Origin of the sequence: Stackebrandtia soli, from assembly GCF_965137155.1 — a bacterium.
Taxonomy (GTDB): Bacteria; Actinomycetota; Actinomycetes; order Mycobacteriales; family Micromonosporaceae; genus Stackebrandtia; species Stackebrandtia soli.
Genome location: NZ_CBCRZX010000027.1, coordinates 36,993 through 60,691, shown reverse-complemented (window position 1 = coordinate 60,691; position 23,699 = coordinate 36,993). Strand labels below are relative to the sequence as shown.

21 protein-coding genes are annotated in these 23,699 nt (G+C 66.8%); 15 read left to right on the top strand and 6 right to left on the bottom strand.

The window, feature by feature from the left end; genetic code table 11:
- Positions 1–247: 247 nt before the first annotated feature.
- Positions 248–478 carry a 50S ribosomal protein L31 gene (rpmE, locus tag ACM9NP_RS16000; RefSeq protein ID WP_415647501.1) on the top strand — a complete coding sequence of 77 codons (231 nt, stop codon included), beginning with the start codon at positions 248–250 and terminating at the stop codon, positions 476–478.
- 103 nt (positions 479–581) lie between these two features.
- Entirely contained in the window at positions 582–1,682 is a 1,101-nt protein-coding gene (prfA, locus tag ACM9NP_RS15995) for a peptide chain release factor 1 (protein WP_415647500.1), read from the top strand.
- A gap of 59 nt (positions 1,683–1,741) precedes the next feature.
- Here the strand turns inward: prfA and ACM9NP_RS15990 are convergent, their stop codons facing one another.
- Positions 1,742–3,259, bottom strand: coding sequence for a GGDEF domain-containing protein (locus ACM9NP_RS15990; RefSeq protein ID WP_415647499.1), 1,518 nt, complete (start codon positions 3,257–3,259; stop codon positions 1,742–1,744).
- Positions 3,260–3,504: 245 nt separating this feature from the next.
- Here ACM9NP_RS15990 and prmC point away from each other — a divergent pair, with 245 nt between their 5' ends.
- The 13 genes from prmC (at position 3,505) to ileS (ending at position 16,889) form a co-directional block, all read left to right on the top strand.
- Positions 3,505–4,344: a peptide chain release factor N(5)-glutamine methyltransferase gene (gene prmC / locus ACM9NP_RS15985; RefSeq protein WP_415647498.1), complete on the top strand. Its 840-nt coding sequence runs from the start codon at positions 3,505–3,507 to the stop codon at positions 4,342–4,344.
- A gap of 389 nt (positions 4,345–4,733) precedes the next feature.
- A complete protein-coding gene (locus ACM9NP_RS15980; protein WP_415647497.1) occupies positions 4,734–5,384 on the top strand; it encodes an L-threonylcarbamoyladenylate synthase in 651 nt (216 codons plus the stop codon).
- Positions 5,381–5,977 (top strand): arsenate-mycothiol transferase ArsC, encoded by a 597-nt coding sequence (locus ACM9NP_RS15975; RefSeq protein WP_415647496.1) that lies wholly within the window; start codon positions 5,381–5,383, stop codon positions 5,975–5,977. The genes ACM9NP_RS15980 and ACM9NP_RS15975 overlap by 4 nt, the downstream gene beginning before the upstream one ends.
- An 18-nt stretch (positions 5,978–5,995) precedes the next feature.
- A complete protein-coding gene (locus ACM9NP_RS15970) occupies positions 5,996–6,403 on the top strand; it encodes a hypothetical protein (RefSeq protein ID WP_415647495.1) in 408 nt (135 codons plus the stop codon).
- Positions 6,404–6,491: 88 nt separating this feature from the next.
- Positions 6,492–6,752, top strand: a complete 261-nt coding sequence (locus ACM9NP_RS15965; RefSeq protein WP_415647494.1) for an AtpZ/AtpI family protein — start codon at positions 6,492–6,494, stop codon at positions 6,750–6,752.
- Positions 6,749–7,546 (top strand): F0F1 ATP synthase subunit A, encoded by a 798-nt coding sequence (gene atpB / locus ACM9NP_RS15960; RefSeq protein WP_415647493.1) that lies wholly within the window; start codon positions 6,749–6,751, stop codon positions 7,544–7,546. The genes ACM9NP_RS15965 and atpB overlap by 4 nt, the downstream gene beginning before the upstream one ends.
- A gap of 85 nt (positions 7,547–7,631) precedes the next feature.
- Complete coding sequence (gene atpE, locus ACM9NP_RS15955; RefSeq protein ID WP_415647492.1) at positions 7,632–7,841, top strand: ATP synthase F0 subunit C; 210 nt, start codon at positions 7,632–7,634, stop codon at positions 7,839–7,841.
- Between the two features lie 35 nt (positions 7,842–7,876).
- Positions 7,877–8,410 carry a F0F1 ATP synthase subunit B gene (locus ACM9NP_RS15950; RefSeq protein ID WP_415647491.1) on the top strand — a complete coding sequence of 178 codons (534 nt, stop codon included), beginning with the start codon at positions 7,877–7,879 and terminating at the stop codon, positions 8,408–8,410.
- On the top strand, positions 8,410–9,234 hold the full coding sequence (locus tag ACM9NP_RS15945) for a F0F1 ATP synthase subunit delta (RefSeq protein ID WP_415647490.1): 825 nt from the start codon (positions 8,410–8,412) through the stop codon (positions 9,232–9,234). Before ACM9NP_RS15950 ends, ACM9NP_RS15945 begins: the two co-directional genes overlap by 1 nt.
- A gap of 44 nt (positions 9,235–9,278) precedes the next feature.
- A complete protein-coding gene (gene atpA / locus ACM9NP_RS15940; protein ID WP_415647489.1) occupies positions 9,279–10,916 on the top strand; it encodes a F0F1 ATP synthase subunit alpha in 1,638 nt (545 codons plus the stop codon).
- 3 nt (positions 10,917–10,919) lie between these two features.
- On the top strand, positions 10,920–11,843 hold the full coding sequence (locus ACM9NP_RS15935) for a F0F1 ATP synthase subunit gamma (protein WP_415647488.1): 924 nt from the start codon (positions 10,920–10,922) through the stop codon (positions 11,841–11,843).
- Positions 11,844–13,277 (top strand): F0F1 ATP synthase subunit beta, encoded by a 1,434-nt coding sequence (gene atpD, locus ACM9NP_RS15930; RefSeq protein ID WP_415647487.1) that lies wholly within the window; start codon positions 11,844–11,846, stop codon positions 13,275–13,277. It abuts the gene before it with no gap.
- Positions 13,278–13,736: 459 nt separating this feature from the next.
- The gene (ileS, locus tag ACM9NP_RS15925) at positions 13,737–16,889 is read left to right on the top strand and encodes an isoleucine--tRNA ligase (protein WP_415647486.1); all 3,153 of its coding nucleotides are present in this window, start codon (positions 13,737–13,739) and stop codon (positions 16,887–16,889) included.
- An 866-nt stretch (positions 16,890–17,755) separates the two neighbouring features.
- Here the strand turns inward: ileS and mycP are convergent.
- The 5 genes from mycP to eccD form a co-directional block, all read right to left on the bottom strand.
- The gene (mycP, locus tag ACM9NP_RS15920; RefSeq protein ID WP_415647485.1) at positions 17,756–19,303 is read right to left on the bottom strand and encodes a type VII secretion-associated serine protease mycosin; all 1,548 of its coding nucleotides are present in this window, start codon (positions 19,301–19,303) and stop codon (positions 17,756–17,758) included.
- Positions 19,290–20,822, bottom strand: coding sequence for a type VII secretion protein EccB (gene eccB, locus ACM9NP_RS15915; RefSeq protein ID WP_415647484.1), 1,533 nt, complete (start codon positions 20,820–20,822; stop codon positions 19,290–19,292). Before eccB ends, mycP begins: the two co-directional genes overlap by 14 nt.
- Before the next feature lie 194 nt (positions 20,823–21,016).
- Complete coding sequence (locus tag ACM9NP_RS15910) at positions 21,017–21,313, bottom strand: WXG100 family type VII secretion target (RefSeq protein WP_415647483.1); 297 nt, start codon at positions 21,311–21,313, stop codon at positions 21,017–21,019.
- Between the two features lie 44 nt (positions 21,314–21,357).
- Complete coding sequence (locus ACM9NP_RS15905; RefSeq protein WP_415647482.1) at positions 21,358–21,696, bottom strand: WXG100 family type VII secretion target; 339 nt, start codon at positions 21,694–21,696, stop codon at positions 21,358–21,360.
- 283 nt (positions 21,697–21,979) lie between these two features.
- The gene (gene eccD, locus ACM9NP_RS15900) at positions 21,980–23,371 is read right to left on the bottom strand and encodes a type VII secretion integral membrane protein EccD (RefSeq protein WP_415647481.1); all 1,392 of its coding nucleotides are present in this window, start codon (positions 23,369–23,371) and stop codon (positions 21,980–21,982) included.
- Positions 23,372–23,699: the final 328 nt, after the last annotated feature.

The following is a 23,699-nucleotide window of genomic DNA, read 5'->3' as shown; positions in this document are numbered from 1 at the left end:
CGACCGTCCAGGATCGTCGTGAGGCCCGTCACCAGGAGGGCCGCGCGCGTGGCCACGTCAGCGATCCTCGCTCGGTGGGGGAATAGGGGCGCCCGCTAGTATGTTTCGTTGGCGACGAGAGGTGGTCCCGTCATCTCAGGACTACCTCCAGGCCATCGTCTCAAGCCTGCCGGCTTACTCACCTGCGCTATCCGGTTCCGGTTCACGCCGCTCGCGGCGACCCGGCGGCCGAAGAAAGAAGGAAGACATGAAGTCCGACATCCACCCGAACTACGCGGCGACCGAGGTCACCTGTTCCTGCGGCAACGTGTTCAACACGCGTAGCACCGTCGCCAGCGGCAAGATCCACGTCGAGACGTGCAGCGTCTGCCACCCGTTCTACACGGGCAAGCAGCGCATCCTCGACACCGGTGGACGTGTCGCGCGCTTCCAGCGCAAGTACGCCAAGGTGCAGGCCACCAAGAAGGACGACAAGTAGCGAGCTTTCGACGGCACTCGGCCCCCCGACTCGGGGGTGTCCGGGTGCCGTTTTGCCATTCCGAGGCCACGCCCGACTCGCACTTCTCGAAGAGAGCCCAACCATGAGCAAAGCCACCGACTCCAACCGGCTCGCCGTGCTACTCGCGGAACACTCCGAACTGGAAAAACAGCTGGCCGACCCGTCGATCCACGCCGACGCCGGCCTGGCGCGTCGTGTCGGACGGCGTTACGCCGAACTGTCACCGATCGCCGCCTGCAACGCCGAACTGACCACAGTCAAGGACGATCTCGTCGCCGCCGAGGAGTTCGCCGCCGACGACCCCGAATTCGCCGCCGAGGCGACCGCGCTGCGCGAACGCGTCCCCGAACTCGAGGAGAAGCTCGCCGAACTGCTGCTGCCTCGCGACCCGGACGACGCCCGCGACGTCATCGTCGAGATCAAGGCCGGTGAAGGCGGCGAGGAATCGGCGCTCTTCGCGTCCGACCTGCTGCGCATGTACCTGCGCTACGCCGAGAAGCACGGCTGGGCGGCAGAAGTCATCGACTCCCAGGAGTCCGATATGGGCGGTGTCAAGGACGTGTCGGTCGCCGTCAAGACGAAGGGCACGCCCGAGGGCGGCCACGGCGTGTGGTCCCGACTGAAGTTCGAGGGCGGCGTGCACCGCGTCCAACGCGTCCCCGCCACCGAGTCACAGGGCCGCATCCACACCTCGGCGGCCGGCGTGCTCGTCATGCCGGAGGCCGAGGAGGTCGACATCGACGTCAACCCCAACGATCTGCGCATCGACGTCTATCGCTCCTCCGGGCCGGGTGGCCAGTCCGTCAACACGACCGACTCCGCCGTCCGCATCACCCACGAACCGACCGGGATCGTCGTCTCCTGCCAGAACGAGAAGTCCCAGTTGCAGAACCGCGAACAGGCGATGCGCATCCTGCGCGCCCGTCTGCTCGCCGCCAAACAGCAGGAGGCCGCCGCCGCCGCAGGCGAGGCCCGACGCTCCCAGGTGCGCACAGTGGACCGATCGGAGCGGGTGCGGACGTACAACTACCCGCAGAACCGGCTCACCGACCACCGCATCGGCTACACCTCGCACAACCTCGACCAGGTCATGCAGGGCGACATCGACGGCGTGCTCGACGCCCTCGCCACCGCCGAACGCGCCGCCCGTCTCGCGGGCAGCGACGCGGGCCTGTCCCGATAACGCCGAGGTCGGCGGTACCGCGCCTTGATCGGGGTACCGCCGCTTCGTCCTGATCGCGATCAGGGCAGCGGGCGCTCGCGCTTGGCGCGGCGCATCGCCCGGTCGGCCGTGGCGTACGCGCCGGTCAATCCCGAGGTCGCGCCGGCGCCGAACTCCGCCCAGCCGATCGAGGCGGACAGCGGAACGCCGGGGATCAGCGAATCCCAGTCCTCCTCGGCCAGGGCGTCGCGGATTCGGCTCCCGATGTCGTCCGTTTCGGACAGTGGGGTGCCGGGCAGGACGAGCACGAACTCGTCTCCGCCGTACCGCGCGACGAAGTCCCCGCGCCGCATGACGCGCACCAACGCGCCGGCCGTTCGCTGGAGGACCGTGTCCCCGGACAGGTGCCCGTGGACGGCGTTGACCCGTTTGAACCCGTCGAGGTCCAGCACACCGAGCACACCGTGCTCGGATCGCGCCGTGAGCGCGTCGACGTACTCCTGAAGATGCCGCCGGTTCGGCAGGCCCGTCAACGGATCGGTCAGCGACCGGTCCGAGTACGTGTCGACGGCCCGGCGCAGGTCCTCGTGATCGACGCGCGCCGCCACCCCGTCGATGAACAGGCGACGCAGCCGGTCGTTGGCCCGCGCGTGAATCGCGAACGCCTCCCGGTCCGCCTGGTACGCGGACCGGTAGTCGTCCTCCGCGAGATAACTGAGCGCCTTCAGGCGGGACGCCTCGGCGCGGCCCAGGACGGCGGCGGTCGACGTCGCCTGCCGAAGTCGCTGCCGGGCGTGCTCGGCGTCGCCCGCCGCGATCGCCAGGCAGATCCGTCCGAAGTGGCGGATGTCGGCGGTCCAGGCGTCGTGGCTGCCGGTCGCGAGCAGCCGTCGTGAGTCGAATGTGGTTTGTTCGCCGAGCGCGTGCAGCCGCGCCACGGCGTAGCCGATCCACGGCAGGTCGGGGCCGTAGACGTCCGGCAGTCCGTCGGGACGCTTCTCGACGCGCTCGGCGCCGTTCAGCAAGGCGCGCAGGACCCGGATGCACCCGTCGGTGTCGCCGCGATGGTCGAGCGACAGCCCGTACCGCACCTGCACTTCCAAAGTGGGCAGATGGCCGGTCATGCCGATCGCGTGCCGGATCTCGCGGGCGCGCGCCGCCGCGGCCGCCGCGTGGTCGTGGAAGCCGATGTAGGAGTAGACGACGGCGAGGTTGTGCCAGGCTCGCGCGACCTCCGGGCTCGGCTCGGTCGCGTTGCTGAGCGCCCGGGCGCTGCGGACGAGATGACTGACGCAGCGCTCGATCGAGCCGTCGGCGTGCGCGGTGAACGCCGCGAGCGCGTGGAAACACCCGATCGCGACCGTGTCGCCGTACGCCCGAACCGCTCCGAAGGCACTGTCTACGGTGGACGCGTATTCGGAGGACCGTTCGAGATTGATGACGCCGGCCAGCCTCAGCAGCAGCGCCCACGCGCGCTCCGCCGGATCGGCGGGCGACGCGATGATCTCGTCGGCGGCGTTGATCGCCTTCGTCGTCTCACCGGCGTGGAGCAGCTCGCGCGCCCGTGCGAGTGAAGTGCTGATCTCGTCGTCGGGCACGCATTCACCTCACAGCTTCCGTCGCTCGATTCGCTGAGCGCCAGCGGTCGAATGGTTCGCCGCGGTCGTCGAGTCCGTCGTCCTCCGGTCGCGTTGACGCCGATTCCGTCGCGGCGGTGACGTCGCCGGGCGACAGGTCGGAACCGGCGCGGGCCCGGTGACGGTCTCTTATGTCACAGCATGCCTTACGCTGCCCGACAGCGACAAAGAGGTTCGCTGGTGTGTCGGGTGTCGGAGGGGCCGGAATGGGACGTGGATGGAGCGCGATCGTGGCGGCCGCGACGCGTCGTCTGGACGCCGCCGGGGTCGCCTCGCCCCGTGTGGATGCCGAGCTCTTGGCCGCGCATGTCGCGGGGGTGGAACGGGGACGGCTCATCGTCGCGGAGCCGCCGGGCCCGGAACAGATCGATGAATATGAGTCTGTGGTGGCTCGTCGGGAACGCCGGGAACCGTTGCAGCACATATTGGGTATCGTCGCCTTTCGGCGGGTAGAACTGGCCGTTGGTCCAGGGGTCTTCGTGCCACGACCGGAGACGGAGTTGGTCGTGGAAGCGCTGCTCGCGGCGGTCTCGGACGTTCCCGATCCCGTGATCGTCGACCTGTGCTCCGGCACCGGCGCGATCGCGTTGTCGATCGCGACGGAGCGTCCCGACGCGACCGTCTTCGCCGTCGAGCGCGACCCTGGAGCCTGGCACTGGATGACACGCAATCTGGCCGGTTCGTCGGTGCGCGCCGTCGACGCCGACGCCGTCGATCCCACTACTCTGTCCGAATGGGATGGACGTTGCGCGGCGGTCATCTCGAACCCGCCGTATGTACCGAGTTCCGTCGCCGTGTCCACTGAGGTCGAAATCGATCCCGCGATCGCCGTGTTCGGCGGTGATGACGGACTGTCGGTTATCCGACCCTTGGTGGACCGGATCTTCGCGCTACTCGCCCCCGGCGGCGTCACCGCGATCGAACACGACGACACCCACGAGGTCGTCGTACCGGATCTATTGCGCGCGAAGGGGTTCACTCAGGTGCGTCCGCATCGCGACCTCGCCGGGAAACCCCGCTTCACGATGGCCGTGAAACCGACCTGACCTGGGGCTCGGGGCGAAGCCATCGCTCCGAGGGCAGTCGATCGATGTTCGCCTGGAGTGGACGGACGTCCGGGGACGGCGTCCCGGCGTGGCCCGTTCGCGAGCGCACCCGAGTTCGGGGAACTCCGACGCGTCAGGGGATTTCCCGCCGACGGCGTGAGGTCGCCGTTCTCCGGTCTGCTACGGCACCCGTCGGTGTTCGGCCCGAACCCTTGCCGCCGAACGCATCCGCCGCACCAGTTCAATGACGGGCCCACTCCGCGAGAACCCGCGTGCCGACCGGTCCTCGCCGATCACCGGACCGAGAGCCCCGGTCGTCCGGAGCTCCGACCGCGATGCGGCCGTAGCCGAGTTGCCGGGTCGTCGGGCAGCATCTAACCTTGGTCGGCGTGAGACTCTACGACTGCCGGAAGGCCAGCGAACGGGATGCCGCGATCAGCGCGGCCGTGTCCGCCGTTCGCGCGGGTGACTTGGTGGTGCTGCCGACGGACACCGTCTACGGGCTCGGCGCCGACGCCTTCAAGTCCTGGTCCATCGAGGCGTTGCTGCGAACGAAGAATCGCGGGCGGGACATGGCGCCCCCGGTCCTGGTCGGTTCGCGAAAGGCTCTCGACGGCCTGACGATGTCGGTGCCGAACAACGTCAAGGATCTCGCCGCCGCGTTCTGGCCGGGACCGCTGACCATCGTCATGCACTACTCGCCGACCCTCCAGTGGGATCTCGGCGACACGGACGGCACCGTCGCGGTGCGGATGCCCTTGCATCCGGTCGCGCTCGAAGTCCTCACCGAGACCGGCCCGATGGCGGTGTCGTCGGCGAACAAGACCGGCGAGCCACCCGCCGCGACCGCCATGGAGGCGAAGCAGCAGCTCGGGTACTCGGTCAGCGTCTACCTCGAGGCCGGACCGTCGGCCGACACCGTTCCGTCAACCATTGTGGACTGCGCGTCGAGCACCGTGCGCGTGCTGCGGCAGGGCGCGCTGTCCCTGGACCGCATTCGCGAGGTCATCCCCGACGCGCTCGGGCCCGACGACGAGTGACCGACGACCGGACGCCCACGCCGCCGTTCACCGTCCTGCACGTGTGCGGCGGTAACACCTGCCGTTCCGCGATGGCGGAGCGCCTGTTCGCCGCCCGCGTCGACGCGCGGGGCGCCACCACGTCCGTCTACAGTCATTCGTGCGGGGTCGACCATCGCCAGGTCGGAAGCGCCATGAACCCGCCCGCGGCCGCCCAGGTCGCGGCCCGGGGCGGAGACTCGTTCGGGTTCCGCGCCCGGCACCTCGCCCGCGAGCACGTCGAGGCCTCCGACCTCATCCTCGCCGCCACCGGCGACCAGGTTGCCTACATCGTTGACGCCTACCCCGACGCGGCCGAGCGCACCTTCCAGTTGAACCACTTCGGACTGATCGCGGCGGCGATCGCGCCGGACGAACTCCCCACCGACGTGGCGGGGGAGCGACGGATCATGGCGCGCGGGATGGCGCTCGTCACCCTCGCCGACGGACGTCGCGCGGATCACGACGGTGTTGACGTCGCCGATCCCTGGGGCGCGGACGACGCGACCTTCGGCCGAATCGCGTCCTCAATAGACGAATCGCTCGGGATGGTCGTCGCTCGCCTGCTCGGCTGAGCGTGTCACGATGGGGCCATGACCCATTCCAAGCTGCGCCACATGCCGCCCGCGCTGTACGCGTGCGCCGCCGTCGCCGTTCCGCTGGCGATCGCCGGCGGCGTCTGGCGGGGGACGGCCGGGCTGCTCGGGGCGCTCGCCGGGGTCGCGTTGACCGCCACCGGTTTCGCCGCGTCCTGGTATTTCGTCGTATGGACAGAGCCACTCGGTCTCAGATTGGTGTTGCCCGCGGGATTGATGGGCCTCGTGGCGAAGATCATTCTGTTCGCCGGGGCGTTCCTGGCGGCCACTCGCGCCGAATGGAGCGGCATGATGCCGATGGCGGTGGGCTCAGTTGTGTCTATTGTGGCCGTTCTGGTGGCGCTCATGGTGTGGGCGTCGCGCGTCCGATTGCCTTATGTACAACCCGTCGACGACATACAGTGACCTCGGTCATGGTTGAGGTATTGTGGTCTCTCGGCGTGTCAGGGCCGAGTGGGAGGGTGCCCACCCGGCTGATAGTCTCTGCGCCAACATGACCAATGACCAGACACCGAAGCCCAGTGGAGCCTCTGGTGCCGATCAAGGGTGGGCAGTAATCAGCTATCTCCTCGCGGGAATGATCCTGTGGGGAGGCGCCGGATGGCTGCTCGACGAATGGCTGGGCATCCCTAAGCACCTTGGCACCTTCTTCGGGAGTGTCCTCGGCGCTGCCGCGGGGCTTTACTTGGTGGTCAAGAAATTTGGACAACCCGAAGACTCAAACAACAACCAAGGTGAAGGGCGAAAGCGGTGACTGAAGCTCCCGTGGTACTCGCGGAGGAAGGTGGGATCCACTTCCCCCCAGGTATCGAGAACTTCAACTATGGCGACTGGTTCTCTGCCGTGCCCGGCGGATGGTTCACCACCATCACCTTCGGCATCTTCCTCGCCGTCGGTATCCTGCTGTGCTTCTTCCTCATCACTTATCGTGATCCGAAAATCGTTCCCACCAAGGGACAGTGGCTTGCCGAATCCATTTACGGATTCGTGCGCGACGGCATTGCCAAGGACATCATCGGTCCCCAGGGCGTCAAATTCGCCCCGTACTTTACGGTGCTGTTCTGCTTCATCGCTTTGACGAACGTCATGGCGATCGTGCCCGGCATTCAGATCTCTCCCAACGCGCACATCGCATTCCCGCTCATTCTCGGTGTGCTGTCGTGGATCATCTATCTCGCCGTCGGTGTGAAGAAGCACGGCTTCTTCGGATACATCAAGGCCAGCTCGATTCCCTCGGGAACTCCGGGCTACATGTACCCGATCATCATTCCGATCGAGTTCCTGTCCAACCTGATCCTGCGCCCGATCACGCTGTCGGTCCGATTGTTCGCCAACATGTTCGCCGGTCACATGATCCTGCTGGTGTTCATTCTCGGTGGTTTCACGCTGTTCGAGGCCGGTGGCTGGTTCATGGCCGCGTCGCCCCTCGCGTTCATCATGGCGATCGTCATGACCTTCTTCGAATTCTTCATCCAGCTGCTTCAGGCGTACGTGTTCACGCTGCTGACGGCCGTCTACATTCAGACTTCGCTGGCTGACGAACACTAAGACTCTTGGTCCACTCGGGCCACGACAAGGGACAACCGTGCGCGTGACGGACACGCCACGCCTTCAATGAGGAGATAGAAACAACATGACTGGAAGCCTTAGCGTCATCGGCTTCGGCCTTTCCGCCATCGGTGGTGCCATCGGTGTGGGTCTGATCTTCGCGGCCTGGATTTCGGCCACGGCCCGTCAGCCCGAGTCGGCCGGCCTGACCCGTCCGATGATGTTCGTCGGTGCGGCCCTCGCCGAGGCGCTCGCGCTGTTCGGCCTGCTGCTCGCCTTCATCTTCTCCGGCTGATCGAAGGCTGTCGACCCCACACTCAGGGAGCATTCATGTATATGGCAGCAGCAGACGGCAGCGCGATCCTCTTCCCGATCTGGCAAGAGATTGTCGTCGGCGTGATCGCGTTCGCTCTACTGTGCTTCGTGCTGATGAAGTTCGTCTTCCCGAAGATGGAGGAGACCTACCGCAAGCGGGTCGACGCCATCGAAGGCGGCATCGAGCGCGCCAACAAGGCTCAAGAAGAAGCCAACCAACTGCTCGAGCAGTACCGCCGGCAGCTGGCCGAGGCCCGCACCGAGGCGTCGAGCATTCGTGACGAAGCTCGTGCCGACGCGGTCGCGGCCAAGGAGGAGATCCTTGCGGAGGCCCGCACCGAGTCCGAGCGCATCATCGCGGCCGGGCGCGACCAGTTGGCCGCGTCCCGGCAGCAGCTCCTCACCGAGCTTCGCTCCGACGTCGGCGAGCTCGCCGTCACTCTCGCCGGCCGCATCGTCGGCGAGTCGCTCGCCGACGAGGCTCGTCGCGCGGGCACCGTCGAGCGGTTCCTGTCCGAATTGGACCAGGACACGGCGGGGGCACGCTAATGTCGGCCGCTGCACGTGAAGCACTGGAGGGGGGCCGTCAGGCCCTCACCGGGTACGCCAAGCGGGTGAAGCCGGACACGCTGCGCAAGGTCGCCGACGAGATTCTCTCGGTGCGCGACCTCCTCGCGGCCGAGCCCCGTCTCCGTCGCGCGCTGACCGACCCGGGTCGTCCCGGCGACGACCGTGCCAACCTGGCCGAGCAGGTCCTGTCCGGCAAGGTGTCCTCGGGTGCCCTGAAGGTCATCGTCGCTCTCGTCAAGGGTCGCTGGTCGACCCCGGGTGAGCTGCGGACCGGTCTGGAGACCCTCGGCGTCGACGCCTTGCTGTCGGCCGGTGCCGCCGACGGCGTCCTCGGCGACGTCGAAGACGAACTGTTCCGTTTCGGTCAGGTCGTCTCGGGAGACTCCGAGCTCGCGGTCGCGCTGACGGACTCGACGGCCTCCGTCGAGTCCCGTGTGTCGCTGGTGCGGGCGCTGCTCGAGGGCAAGGCCACCTCGACGACGATCCGGCTCGTGGAGCTGGCGGTCGCCGGTTTCGGTGGCCGACGGTTCGACTCCGGTCTTCGTCGGTTGCTCGAGCTGTGCGCGGAGAAGCGCGAACAGCGCCTTGCTTACGTGACAGTGGCCACCCTGCTGTCGTCGGACCAGGAGTCGCGCTTGGCGGACAAGCTGAGCGAGATATACGGTCAGCCTGTGGCGGTCAAGTTGACCGTAGACCCGCAGGTCATCGGCGGCATTCGTGTCCAAATCGGACATGATCTGTATGACGGCACCGTTGCCCGGCGCCTCACCGAAGCCAAAAAGGCGCTGGCCGGCGGGCGTTAATCCGTCCGGTACAGCTATCACAAGAAACCGAGGGATAGAAAAAGATGGCAGAGCTGACCATCTCCTCCGACGAGATTCGCAGCGCGCTTGACGCCTACGTCTCGTCGTACCGGCCGGAAGTCTCCCGCGAGGAGATCGGTGTCGTCACCGTGGCCGGCGACGGGATCGCCATTGTCGAGGGCTTGCCGTCGACAATGGCCAACGAGATTTTGGAATTTGCCGACGGCACGCTGGGAATCGCCCAAAACCTTGACGTGCGCGACATCGGCGTCGTCATTCTGGGTAACTTCGCCGGTATCGAAGAGGGCCAGCAGGTCAAGCGGACCGGCCGAGTTCTGTCGGTCCCGGTCGGCGACGCCTTCCTGGGACGCGTCGTCGACGCCCTGGGCAACCCGATCGACGACCTCGGTGACATCGAGGCCGAGACGTCGCGCGAACTGGAACTCCAGGCGCCCAACGTCATGGCGCGTCAGAGCGTCTCCGAGCCGGTCGAGACCGGCATCAAGGCGATCGACGCGATGACCCCGATCGGCCGTGGCCAGCGTCAGCTGATCATCGGTGACCGCAAGACCGGCAAGACGCAGGTCGCGATCGACACGATCATCAACCAGAAGAAGAACTGGGAATCGGGCGACCCGAAGAAGCAGCTCCGCTGCATCTACGTCGCGGTCGGCCAGAAGGCCTCCACGATCGCCAGCGTCAAGGGCATGCTCGAAGCGCACGGCGCCATGGAGTACACGACCATCGTCGCGGCCCCCGCGTCCGACCCGGCCGGTCTGAAGTACCTCGCCCCCTACACCGGTTCGGCCATCGGCCAGCACTGGATGTACGGCGGCAAGCACGTCCTCATCATCTTCGACGACCTGTCGAAGCAGGCCGAGGCCTACCGCGCCGTTTCGCTGCTGCTCCGCCGTCCCCCGGGCCGCGAAGCCTTCCCCGGCGACGTCTTCTACTTGCACTCGCGTCTCCTCGAGCGTTGCGCGAAGCTGTCCGACGAGCTCGGCGGCGGCTCGATGACGGGTCTCCCGATCATCGAGACGAAGGCCGGCGACATCTCGCAGTTCATCCCGACCAACGTCATCTCCATCACGGACGGCCAGGTCTTCCTCGAGGAGAACCTGTTCAACTCGGGTGTCCGTCCCGCGATCAACGTCGGTACCTCCGTCTCCCGAGTCGGTGGCGCCGCGCAGGTCAAGGGTATGCGCAAGGTCTCCGGTAGCCTCCGTCTCGACCTGGCCCAGTACCGCGAGCTGGAAGCGTTCGCCGCGTTCGCGTCCGACTTGGACGCCGCGTCGAAGGCGCAGCTCGAGCGCGGTCTGCGCATGGTCGAGCTCCTCAAGCAGGGTGTGGCGCAGCCTTACCCCATGGAGGAGGAGATCATCTCCATCTGGGCCGGCACCAGCGGCAGCATCGACGACATCCCCGTCGGTGAGGTCCGTCGCTTCGAGAACGAGTTCCTCGGATACCTGCGGCACAACCAGAAGGACCTGCTCGCCACGATCGCCGACTCCGGCAAGCTCGAAGACGACGCCGTCGCCACGCTGAAGAGCGCGATCGAACGGTTCAAGGCGATGTTCCTCGCCAAGGAGGACACCGTCAACGTCAACGAGGCTCCGGCCGAGGCGCTGGAAGGCGACGTCGCGGTGGAGACCGTCCAGCGCGTCGTCACGAAGAAGGGCTGACCTATGGGTGCGCAGCTACGTGTGCTGCGGCGACGGATCAAGTCCACACAGTCCATCAAGAAGATCACCAAGGCGATGGAGCTGGTGGCCACCAGCCGCGTCGGTAAGGCACAGGGACGTGTGGCGGCCTCGCTGCCGTACGCCCAGGCGATCACGGGTGTGATGACGGCGTTGGCGTCCACCGCCAACATCAACCACCCGTTGTTGCAGGCCCGACCGGTCGTGCGTCGCTCGGGTGTCCTCGTGGTGACCAGTGACAAGGGCATGTGTGGCGGTTACAACGCCAACGTCCTGCGGACCGCCGAGCAGCTGATGGCGCGGCTCGTCGCGGAAGGCAAGACGCCGGTGCTGTACGTGACCGGCCGCAACGGCGCCGGGTACTACAAGTTCCGTAGCCGCCCGGTCTCCGCCGAATGGGGCGGGTTCTCCGACCAGCCCACCGTCGCCGACGCCGCCGAGGTCACGAAGACGCTGTTGAAGGCGTTCGTGCACGGTGCCGACGACGACGATTCGAGCGCGGGATCCGATGGCGTCTACGGAGTCGACGAGCTGCACATCGTGCACACCAAGTTCGTCTCGCTCTTGACCCAGACCCCGGAGGCGAAACAGCTCGCGCCACTGGAGATCGAAGAGGTCGCCGAAGGCCTGGTGCCGTCCTATGAGTACGAACCGGACCCGGACGCGTTGCTCGACGCGTTGCTGCCGAAGTACCTGACGACCCGGGTTTACGCCGCGCTCGTCGAGGCGTCCGCCGCTGAGTCGGCGGCGCGGAGGCGTGCGATGAAGAGCGCGACCGACAATGCGGAAGAAATGATCAAGACCCTGTCCCGCGAGCGCAACGCCGCGCGGCAGGCCGAGATCACTCAGGAGATCAGTGAGATCGTCGGCGGCGCCAGCGCGCTTGCCGCGGCGGGAAGTGAGTCATAAATGACCGCGGTAAGCACAGCAGCGGGACGCGTGGTCCGGGTCATCGGCCCGGTCGTCGACGTGGAGTTCCCGCGCAACGCGATGCCGGAGATCTACTACGCCCTCAAGGTGGACGTAGAGCTGTCGGAGGGCACGAAGACGCTGACGATGGAGGTCGCCCAGCACCTGGGTGACAACACCATCCGCGCGATCTGCATGCAGCCGACCGACGGTCTCGTCCGGGGTACTCCGGTGTCCGACACGGGTAAGCCGATCTCGGTTCCCGTCGGCGACGGCATCAAGGGGCACGTGTTCAACGCGCTCGGCGAGTGCCTGAACCTGGAGCCCGGCGAGGAGATCAACGCCGACGACTACTGGAGCATCCACCGTCAGCCCCCGCCGTTCGCGGCGTTGGAGCCGAAGACGGAGATGCTGGAGACCGGCATCAAGGTCCTCGACCTGCTGGCCCCCTACGTCAAGGGTGGAAAGATCGGTCTGTTCGGTGGTGCCGGTGTCGGCAAGACCGTTCTGATCCAGGAGATGATCATCCGTGTCGCCCAGAACTTCGGCGGTTCGTCGGTGTTCGCGGGCGTCGGTGAGCGGACCCGTGAGGGTAACGACCTCATCCACGAGATGACCGAGTCGGGCGTCATGGAGAAGACCGCCCTGGTCTTCGGCCAGATGGACGAGCCGCCGGGGACCCGTCTGCGGGTCGCCCTGTCCGCGCTGACGATGGCGGAGTACTTCCGCGACGTCAAGAACCAGGAGGTGCTGCTCTTCGTCGACAACATCTTCCGATTCACGCAGGCCGGTTCCGAGGTGTCGACGCTGCTCGGCCGTATGCCGTCGGCGGTGGGTTACCAGCCGACGCTGGCCGACGAGATGGGTCAGCTCCAGGAGCGGATCACGTCGCTGCGCGGTAAGGCGATCACCTCGATGCAGGCGATCTACGTCCCCGCCGACGACTACACCGACCCGGCGCCGCACACCGCGTTCACGCACTTGGACGCGACGACGAACCTCGAGCGGAAGGTGTCCGACAAGGGCATCTACCCGGCCGTGGACCCGCTGGCGTCCTCGTCGCGAATCCTCGAGCCCGAGGTCGTCGGTGACGAGCACTACCGGGTCGCCTCCGAGGTGAAGCGAATCCTCCAGAAGTACAACGAGCTTCAGGACATCATCGCGATCCTCGGTATGGACGAGCTGTCCGAAGAGGACAAGCTGATCGTCGGCCGTGCCCGTCGCATCGAGCGCTTCCTGTCGCAGAACACGTTCGCCGCCAAGCAGTTCACCGGCGTCGAGGGTTCGTTCGTGCCGGTCGCTGAGACCGTCGACGCGTTCAAGAAGATCGCCGAGGGCGAGTACGACCACTTCCCCGAGCAGGCGTTCTTCATGTGCGGTGGTCTGGAAGACCTGCACAAGAAGGAAGCCGAGCTGCGCGCGAGCGCGAAGTAGTTCGCCGCACCACTCGTGCCGGCCCCCGCCGATCCCGCAAGGGACCGGCGGGGGCCGTTCCATTTCCCCGCTTGGTTGGGCAAAAGTTCCGCTTGGTTGGGTAAAAGTTCCGCTTGGTTGGGCAAATTGCGAAATCACGCCTGTTTCCGACATTTGCCCAACCAAGCGGGGGATGGTGAGAATCGGATTGCGGTGGACCGGAGGGGCGCCGATAGACTGGGGGCAACAGCGTCGAACCGGCCATCACCGGTGAGCTTCCAGAAGAACGGGCGTCAGCCTCACTAGACCTGGACGGGTAGGCCCGTGACAGCCGCGCAATGAGTGGACGACCCTCAAGGCCGTCTCGTCACCCGACGGGACGAGCTCCCGGGTCGCCAAGCGGGGTGGTACCGCGGGCCGATTTCGGTCTCGTCCTCGCACCGGCATCGATAGACACCAGGCCAGTGCGAAGGAGTGATCATGGCCTACCCGAAAGACGACCCAGGGCGCGGAGTCCCCGCCAGCCCCGACCTACCCGCCGTCGAACGACGCGTGCTCGAATTCTGGGCCGCCGACGACACGTTCAACGCGTCCGTCGAGGCGCGCGACGCGGGCGCCGACGGAGGCAACGAGTTCGTCTTCTACGACGGACCGCCGTTCGCGAACGGCCTGCCCCACTACGGTCACCTGCTGACCGGCTACGTCAAGGACATCGTCCCCCGGTATCAGACGATGCGGGGCCACCGAGTCGAACGCCGTTTCGGTTGGGACTGCCATGGGCTGCCCGCCGAGGTCGAGGCCGAGAAACAACTCGGCATCACCACCAAGGACGAGGTCCTGGAGCTCGGCATCGACAAGTTCAACGCCGTCACCCGCGAATCCGTGCTGCGCTACACGAAGGAGTGGGAGCGCTATGTCGTCCGGCAGGCCCGGTGGGTCGACTTCGACAACGACTACAAAACGCTCGACCGGGACTACATGGAGAGCGTCATGTGGGCCTTCAAATCCTTGTACGACAAGGGTTTGATCTATCAGGGCCATCGTGTCCTGTGGTACTGCCCGCGCTGCGAGACGCCACTGTCCAATACCGAGACCAAGATGGACGACGTTTACCGGGATCGCAACGACCCGGCGGTGACCGTCTCGCTGCAGCTGAACGCCCCCGGCACGGATCTCGACGGTGTGCGGGCACTGGTGTGGACGACGACGCCGTGGACGCTGCCGAGCAACCTCGCCGCCGCCGTTCACCCCGAGGTCGACTACGTCGTCGTCGAGGGCGCGGACGGGCACCGGTATCTGCTGGCGGAGGCGCGCGTCGCCGCCTACGCGCGCGAACTGGGGGAGGAGCCGGAGGTCGTCGCGCGGTACCGGGGAGCCGAGCTCGTCGACACGTCCTATGCGCCGCCGTTCGAATTCTTCCTCGGACACCCCGGGGCGCATCGGATCCTGACGGCCGACTATGTCACGACGTCCGACGGCACGGGGATCGTCCACATCGCACCCGCGTTCGGTGAGGAGGACAAGGTCGTCACCGACGCCGCCGGGATCGAGCCGGTCGTCCCCGTCGACTCGGGCGGTCGCTTCACCGCCGAGGTCGGCCCGTACGCCGGGATGCTCGTCTTCGACGCGAACGCCCCGATCTCTCGCGACCTGCGCGCGTCGGGTCGGCTGCTGCGTCACGAGACCCACCTGCACTCCTACCCGCACTGCTGGCGTTGTGACAGTCCCCTGATGCAGCGCGCCGTGTCGAGCTGGTTCGTGGCCGTCACGCGGTTCCGCGATCGGATGGTGGAACTGAACCGGGACATCGACTGGACGCCCGGCCACATCAAGGACGGCCAGTTCGGCAAGTGGCTGGAGAACGCCCGGGACTGGTCGATCTCCCGGAGCCGGTTCTGGGGTTCGCCGATCCCCGTGTGGATGTCGGACGATCCGAATCACCCGCGCGTCGACGTCTACGGCTCACTCGCCGAGTTGGAGCGCGACTTCGGCGTCGCCCCAACGGATCTGCACCGGCCGGGCATCGACGAGCTGACCCGCCCGAACCCGGACGACCCGACGGGCCGCTCGACCATGCGTCGAGTTCCGGAGGTGCTCGACTGCTGGTTCGAGTCGGGGGCGATGCCGTTCGCGCAGGTGCACTACCCCTTCGAGAACGCCGACTGGTTCGAGCACCACTTCCCCGGGGACTTCATCGTCGAGTACACCGCGCAGACCCGCGGCTGGTTCTACACGATGCACGTCCTCGCGACGGCGCTGTTCGACCGTCCCGCGTTCAAGACGTGCGTGGTGCACGGGACGCTGCTTGGCAGCGACGGCTCGAAGATGTCGAAGAGCCGCCGCAACTACCCCGAGGTCTACGCGATGTTCGACCACTACGGGTCGGACGCGATGCGGTGGTTCCTCGTGTCCTCACCGGTGTTGCGCGGCGGTGACATGTCCGTGGTCGAGGACGGCATCCGGCAGACGGTCCGACAGATCGTATTGCCACTGTGGAATGTCTGGCACTTCTTCGCGCTGTACGCGAAGGCCGCCGGATACGAGGCGGACCCCGAGGCGGCCCGCGCCGGGGCCGTCGTCGGTGATCACGTCCTCGACCGGTACATCCTCGCCAAGACCTCCGTCCTCGTCGACGAGGTGCGCTCCGCGATGGACCGCTACGACCTCTCGTCGGCGTGCGTCTCCGTCCGGGCCTATGTGGATGTGCTGACGAACTGGTACGTCCGCCGTTCCCGCATGCGATTCTGGTCCGGCGAGCGCGCCGCTTTCGACACGCTCGCAACGGTTCTCAGGCTGCTGTGCGAGACGGCGGCGCCTCTGTTGCCATTGCTGACGGAGGACGTCTGGCGAGGTCTCACCGGCGGGCGCTCCGTGCACCTCGCGGACTTCCCCGACCCGGCCGTGGTTCCGGACGACGCCGAACTCGTCGCGTCGATGGACGCGGTGCGCGACGTCTGTTCCGCGGCTTTGTCGCTGCGGAAGGCGACGCGGCTGCGGGTTCGCCTGCCTCTGAACAGCGTCACGATCGCCGCCCCGAATGCGGATCGGCTCGCCCCGTTCGTCGAGCTGATCGCGGACGAGGTGAACGTCAAGCACGTCGAGTTCTCGACCGAAGTGGACCAGTACTGTGATCGGACGCTGAGTCTGGTGCCGCGCGTCCTCGGGCCGAGGCTCGGCTCCGAGGTGCAGCGGGTCATCAAGGCCTCGAAGAGTGGGGACTGGGCGCTCGGGCCGGACGGCGAGGTCGTCGTCGGAGGCGTTCGCCTGCAACAGGGCGAGTTCACCGTGAAGATGACGCCGCGCGCGGCAGACCGGACGGCGATGCTGCCCGGCCTGGAGGGCGTGGTCGTCCTCGACACGGAGGTGACGGCGTCGTTGGAGGCCGAGGGCGTCGCCCGTGACGTGGTACGCGTGATCCAGCAGGCCCGAAAGGACGCCGGGCTCGCGGTGACGGATCGGGTCGCGGTGGTCGTCTCCGCCACCGAGACCGTCCGGTCCGCCGTGACCGCCCACTCGGGCTTCGTCGCTCGCGAGACGCTCGCGGATGACATCGCCTTCGGGGCGGTCGGAGCCGACGCGACGACGGGTGACGCGGCGGGCGAGCCGGTGTCGGTGGACGTCCGCGTCCGCTAGGTCGACAGTGGTGGGTGGGCTCGTCCGTCCACTCACCACTCAATTCTGCGATTCCTATCGATATTTACCCGTACTTGTACACTCGGCTGACGCGGGATTACAACACGTCAGAGGGTGCGAAGGATGACGCAACACGGAATGCACGATCCCCATCAACAGCCGCACTGGGGCGCGGGGGCTCAGTCGAGCCAGCCGCAGTACACGGGTCAACCGCCGACGAGCCAGCCGCAGTACATGAGCCAGCCACCGCCGTGGCAGGGGCAGTCGGCGCCGGTGAGCGGACAGCCCGGCGGTTACCCCGTCACCGGTCCGCCGGTCAGTGGATACCCGGTCGGCGGCTACCCCACCGCCCCGCCGCCGCAACCGAGGCGCTCTCGGAAACTACTATGGACAATGATGACGGTCTGCGTCGCCCTGGCCGTGGTGTTCGCCGGGTCCGCGTACTACCTGTTCTTCTCGGGCGCGGAGCCCGAGGACGTCGTCACGGACTATGTGGAGTCGGTGCTCGCGGGTGATCTCGCGGGCGCCCGCGAGTTCGCGTGCGCGGACGCGACGGACGGGGTGCGCTTCAATATGCCGGCCGAAGGTATCGAGACGGTGCGGAGATGGTTCGACGACAAGGCGATGACCTGGTCGATTCGTGAATCGAGGACGTCTGGTTCGAAGTCGACGGTCATCGGCGACGTTCGGCTGATGCTGCCCCAGTACGACGGACCGGTCGACATGCGATGGGACTTCGGGTTGACCCGCGAGTCGGGCACCTGGATGCTCTGCACCATCGACATGATGAGCATTGTGGATGCGAATGTGGTTCGGCCGGAGACCTGTGTTCGTTTCGAGGGATTCGATCCCGTGCCGATCGAATGCTATGAATCGGACGCGCTCATGGTGACCTTGGAGGTGGCCAACCGGTCAGACTGTCCTGATTCGACGTCGGACTGGCTGGAATCGACCACGGGGCGGATCCTGTGCCTCGACGAGAGTCCACAGACGTAGGACGGGCTCAACGGGGGCTGTGGGGGTTCCTGACTCGGTGGCGGCGCGGCCCGATATTGCGGTCGCTCGACGGGAAACCGCCGGTCGGGGGCTTCACCAGGCGTCCCCTTGTCAGAGCCCATGTGGACCCTGTAAACGTCGCGGGACGCCTTCTTCGTCCGCCACTTGCCGCCGCGGCCGCGTCGCATGGCGCCGACGGCGAACAGTGTCGCGATGAACGCCGCGAAGCCGCCGAGCCCGATCCACAGGCCCATCGACGTCGCCCACGCCTCGTGTTCGAGCGAGGCGATGTACTCGGGTTGCATGGTCAGGCGGTCCATCGGCTGGAGTGCGGCCGGTTCGGCGTCCCCCCGCATGACCTCGGTGACGGCCATGACCGGGTCGACCATGCCGTGCCCGTAGATGGTCTTCGCCTGTGCCGTGTTCATGTTCGCGCCGACGGCGGACGCGGTCTTGAGGATCTGTTCGGTGACCTGCTCCTGCGTCCAGTCCGGGTGGTACGCGCGAACGAGCGCGGCGGTGCCCGAGACGAACGCGGTCGCTCCGGACGTCGCGCCGAAGCCTTTCTGGTAGTTGCCGTCGAACTGCGGAGCGACGTTGCGGGCACCGGGACCGACGATGTCGATCCAGTCGCCCTCCTGGGAATCGGGGAGGCGGATCAGGTTCTCGTCGACGGCGCCGACGCCGATGACGCCCTCGTACGCGGCGGGGTACGACGGGAGCAGGCGCTTCTTCTCGTCGGTGTTGTTGTTGCCGCCGGACGCGACGACGACGATGTCCTCGCTGATCGCGTAGGCGATCGCGCTCTTGAGCGACCCGTAGTCCTCCGAGTACTTCAGTGACAGGTTGATGACGTCGGCGCCGTTGTCGGCCGCCCAGCGGATCGCTTCCGCGACCTCGTTGGGGCTCACCGGCGGCGGTTCCTCGTCCTCACCCGGCACCTGATCCGCGCCGGGCATCTTGTTCGCCACCCGGACCGGGAGGATCGTCGCGTCGGGCGCGATGCCGGCGAACTCGGTGTCCTTGGTGGGTTTCCCGGCGATGATGCCCGCGACGGCGGTGCCGTGGCCGACGCAGTCGACGCGCGCGTCATCGGAGCCGCCGGTGTCCTCGACCTTGTCGATGTATGCCTTGCCGGGCTTCACCTGGTTCTCGCCGAACACCGGGTGGTCGGCTTGGACTCCAGAGTCGATGACGGCGACGGTGATGTCCTTGCCGGTTGTCATCGACCAGACCTTGTCGGCTTCGAGGACGCCCTGCGCCCACGGCAGCGTGTTGATCTGGGCGGCGGTCGCGGTGTCGGACGGCTTTTCGCAGTCGGCCGCGAGCGCCGGCACCGCGCCCAGAGCGGAGAGGAGTGTTCCCGCGAGGCCGGCGACGGCGACGGCCGCGAGTCGTTTGGTGCTACTTGCCCGCATCGGTCACTCCCAGGACGGTCGTGTTGGCTGCCGCGACCGCGTCGAACGCGGGACCCGGCGGGATGAGGGCCTCGAGTTCGGACGGGATCGTGACGGGCTTGGTCTCGTGGTATCCGACGGCCTGGATGCCGGGGACGCCGCCGACGGCCATCGTCATCTTGTCCTGCTCGCCACCGGTGGGGGAGGTGAACAGGAAAAGGCAACCCTCACTGGTGATGAGGCCCCGCGCGCCCGCGCCCTGCCCGGTCTGGACGAGCATCGCGCCGCCCGGCGGGATGACGATCCGGTCCGCGTAGGTGTTCTTGTCGTTCGACACCTGCTGGGTGGCGACGCCCTTGGTGCCCGGGTCGTCGGCGTTGATGACGATCTGGGTCGGGTCGGTCGCGCTGGTGTAGTTGACGCACACCGGGGCGGTCGGGTCCCAACTGGGGGCCAGTTGCGGGATCTGTTGCGGCAGAGCCTGAGCGAGTTGCTTCTTGTCGGAGCGGTCCGGCAGGAACGCGTTCTGGTTCGCGTCCGGGACTGCGCCGACCTCGCCGTCCAGGATTTCGGTGTCGTGGGTTCGGGTGATGAGCTCGGCCTGCACCTCGCTGATTCGAGCGGGGCCGTTATCGAGGATGACGTGGAACTGAGTGTTCGCTGGGTTCGTCGTCCGGTAGACGTCGCCGATCGTGGTGCCGGCTACGGCCGACGAAGTATCGCCGACCTTGGCGATGGCGGGGGCCGCGAAGTCGGCGCCCGACGGGATCGCCTTGAGGACGGCGGGTGCGACGTCCAACGGATCACCCGTGTTGAGGATGGCCAAACCCATGTCGGGGTCAACGAGTTTGTGCTTGTAGCCGTTCCAGACGAGGTAGATTGTGTCGTCGCCCGGATCGCTCAGCAGGAGCGCCTGTCCAGGTTGGGCCGGGTCCGTGACATTGGGGACGAGGTCGCCGCCGACGGTCACACCGACGTACAGGACGGAGGTCGCCCCCTCGTCCTCGGTCGGGTTCGAGCAGACCGCCCAGCCGGGTTTGAGGAGCTCCTCCGGGGTCGGCAACGAGTCCGGGAGACCCGGGATGCCGACCATCATGCCGCGTGACGGAACCTTGCTCTCCAGTCCCTCGCCGGCGAGCGATTCGCGGCTGACCTCGACGACCTCGGTCGTCCCCGCGAGCAGGGCCGCCGAGGCGAAGTTGGCCACCGGGTACAGGAGCTGTTCGTAGTGGTACCCCTGGTCCTGCAGCGCTTTCAGGTGATCGGTCGTGGGGAAGACGACGTACTGGGCGCCGGTCTCCTCTTCCATGATGATCCTTCCGCCGTCGTACCACTTGGTGTCCTTCCAAGCGCCCGTGAAGATCTGGATGACGGCGGTGACGGCCAGAGCGAGGATGCTGAGCATGACCCCGGCGAAGACCGCGCCTCCGGCTTTGCGGAAAGGCGAGTTGGCCGGGTCGGTCTTTCGATAGACGAGAGCGGAAACCACCCGTTGCAACAGGAACTGGTAGCTCTGCAGCTGATCTCGCCTCGTGGCCATGGGTTTCCTCCGAAGGGTGCTTTGCTTGCGGTAACACGATAACGGGTTTGCGCACCCCCGTCGCCGGTCGACTCGTCCTGCCATCGCATCGCGGGGGTGGAGTCGTTGCGGCACACACGAAACGGGTGCATCACGTCGAAACGTGATGCACCCGTCACCAAGATCTCGTCGCCTCGATGAGGCGCTGAGTTGGCTTAGCCGAAGTGACGGCTGGCCATCTGGTCGGTCAGTTCCATCTCTTCCTTCGAGCTGGCCAGGGCGCGGCCGACCTCGACGATGGCGTTGCGGATGCGGTCCGCGGCGTCGTTCCAGACCTTCTTCTTGTCGTCGTAGGCCTGACGCGCGACCTGGCTCTCCCAGGTCTCGACGATCGGGGCGGCCTTCTGCTCGAGCTCGTCCAGGCGAGTGTCGAGCTTGTTGACGAAGCTGTCGAGGGCGCCGAAACCGTCGTCGATTCCTGCGCCGTTATAACGAATCATGTCACCGGACATGGTGATTCTCCTTTATGAGTAAGGGAAGCTTGGGAGGACGGGATTTAGCGGCCGGCGGACAGCTGCGAGGCGGCCGAGCCACCGTCACCGAAGGCCTGGTTCAACGAGGAGTCGCTCTGCTCGTCAGAGGCGTCCATCTCGCGACCGGTGGTACGGATACCCACGGCGATGTCGTCCAGGGCGCGGTTGATCACGGTCAGGTTCTCCTGGACCGTGTTCTTGATGTTCGTGAAGGTGGTACCGGCCTTACCGACCAGGTCCTGCTCCATGGGGGCGAGCGAGTTCATGAGCGCCTGAGCGTCGCCGGCTAGTTCTTCCGCGAGTCCCTCAAAGTCGGCCGCAACCGACTCCATGTACTCCTTGTTAATTTGGTTGGCCGCCATTTGGTGGTCACCTCTTCCAATCGACGGGAACCGGCTCGCCGGTTCCCGTGGGGATGTGTCACAGGCGACGTTACCGTCACCTGTCCCAACAGGCTAGCGCACACTGTCAAGCCTTGCGTGCCAAGATTTCCCGTGAATTGTGGTCGTGACACAGAGTCGTCTTCGGGAAGGTTTCGCCGGTAGTCGTCGGCGCGCTTCGACATCGTCGCGGTGCGGGGTGCATGACAAGGGCGCCCACCGGCCGAGGCCGAGGGCGCCCTTGTGGACGGCTTGTGGGAACGGACTAGACCATTTCCCGGAACAACGTGAAGAGACCCATCGTCGTGCAGGCGACGGGGACGACGGCCACGATCAGCAGCACGTCGACCGCGTCCGCGATGCGTCCGATGTAGGGGGACGGGGTCTTCTTCGAGTAGATGAGGCCCGAGGCCGTGGCGAGGGCGACGATCGGCAGGATCACCGCGGCGAGGCCGAGCAGTTCCAGCGTCGATCCGAACAGGCTGACCAGGTACAGCGCCGACAGGATCATGCCGAACGCGCCCGTCGTCATCAGCGGGACGCGCTGACGCACGGCGGGGAACAGTCGGGCGCGCAGCAGGTAGACGCCCGAGACGACACCGACGAGAATCGGCGCGGCGGCCGGAATGCCGTTGGTGTGAACGACGTACAGGCACAGTGCGGTGACAATGGACACTCCGAGGAGCAGGCCGGTCAACAGCTCGTCCGCGCGGAGCACCTTGCCGAAGATCTCTTCCTTCGGCGGGCTCGGCTTGTCCTTGACGAGGTCCTTCGCCGTCTGCGGCAACTCCGGCATCGGCAGTTTCGCGAACCGCATCGACAGCAGCGGAATCGACGGCAGCAGTGCCACCGTGATCGACACCGTGGCCGCCGCGATGGCGGCGGGCGACCAGCTCGTGAAGCTCAACAGCGCGGCGACCATGCCGAGCAGGCCGACGACGACCCCCGCCGTGAACACCCGCAGCGACTCACCGACGCCGTAGAAGCCGAGGATCGCGAGGACGACGAGCAGCGCGCTTCCCACCAGGAGGTGCGGCGCCCCGAAATCGCTCAGTTCGGCGCGGCCACCGAGGATCGTGTACCCGCCGAGCGCCGCGAACGGCAGTGCCAGACCCCCGACCGTCGCGCCGGCGACCGAGTCGCCCACGGTGCGGGACACGGCGATGCCGATGACCATCAACAAAGTGGCGATGACGAGCGAGATGATCCCGACGCCGAGCCACGACGGCCCGGCCATGAGCAGGCCCCCGAAGAGCATCGCGGCGGTCGCGGCCGCGATGGACAGGCCCGCGATACGCGTGTGGTTGCCGTCCCACGGCTTGCCGAGCACCTTCGCGCCGGCGGCGATCGCCTCGACCACGTCGTCGTACTCGCCCTCTGGCCAGTCGGCGTGGCGTGGCGCCAGGTGCAGGACCTCGCCGTCGCGGATCTGCTGCATCGCCATCGACTGCGAGGGATTGATCGTCTTACCGTCGGCTCGGCGCAGATCGAAGCCACCGTGCTTCTCCGCCTCGTCGGCGGCGCCTTCACCCGCGTAGTCGAGGACCGTCGGCAACAACTCGCTGACGGGGACATGGTCGGGAAGTACGAGGTCGATACGCCGCCGTGGCGCGGATACCGTGATCCGCGTCAGGCCGGTACGAATAGCCGTGGTCACCGTCGGCCGTCCTTTTCTTCGGTGTCATCACAAGGGGGTTGTGCGAGCGGCGGTCAAGGTCATCCGGGACGCCTCGGCTCGGGTGAGGCGAGCTACCGGGTAACCGGACGCCCCATAGCCTATCGGCTTTGGCAAGCGGCACGATCGGGCTGGAGGCCGTCCCGTCGAGGAGGCGTGCGCCAGGGCGTCGCTCGGTCCGCCGGGGGAGCCTCACCCGCCCGGTGTCCCCGCGTCCCTGGCGTGTTGGGCACGGTACCAGGATCGGCGACGCGGCCCGTGACCGCCGAACCGCCCGGCCGTCTCGCCGCAGACCGTGACGCGACGACCG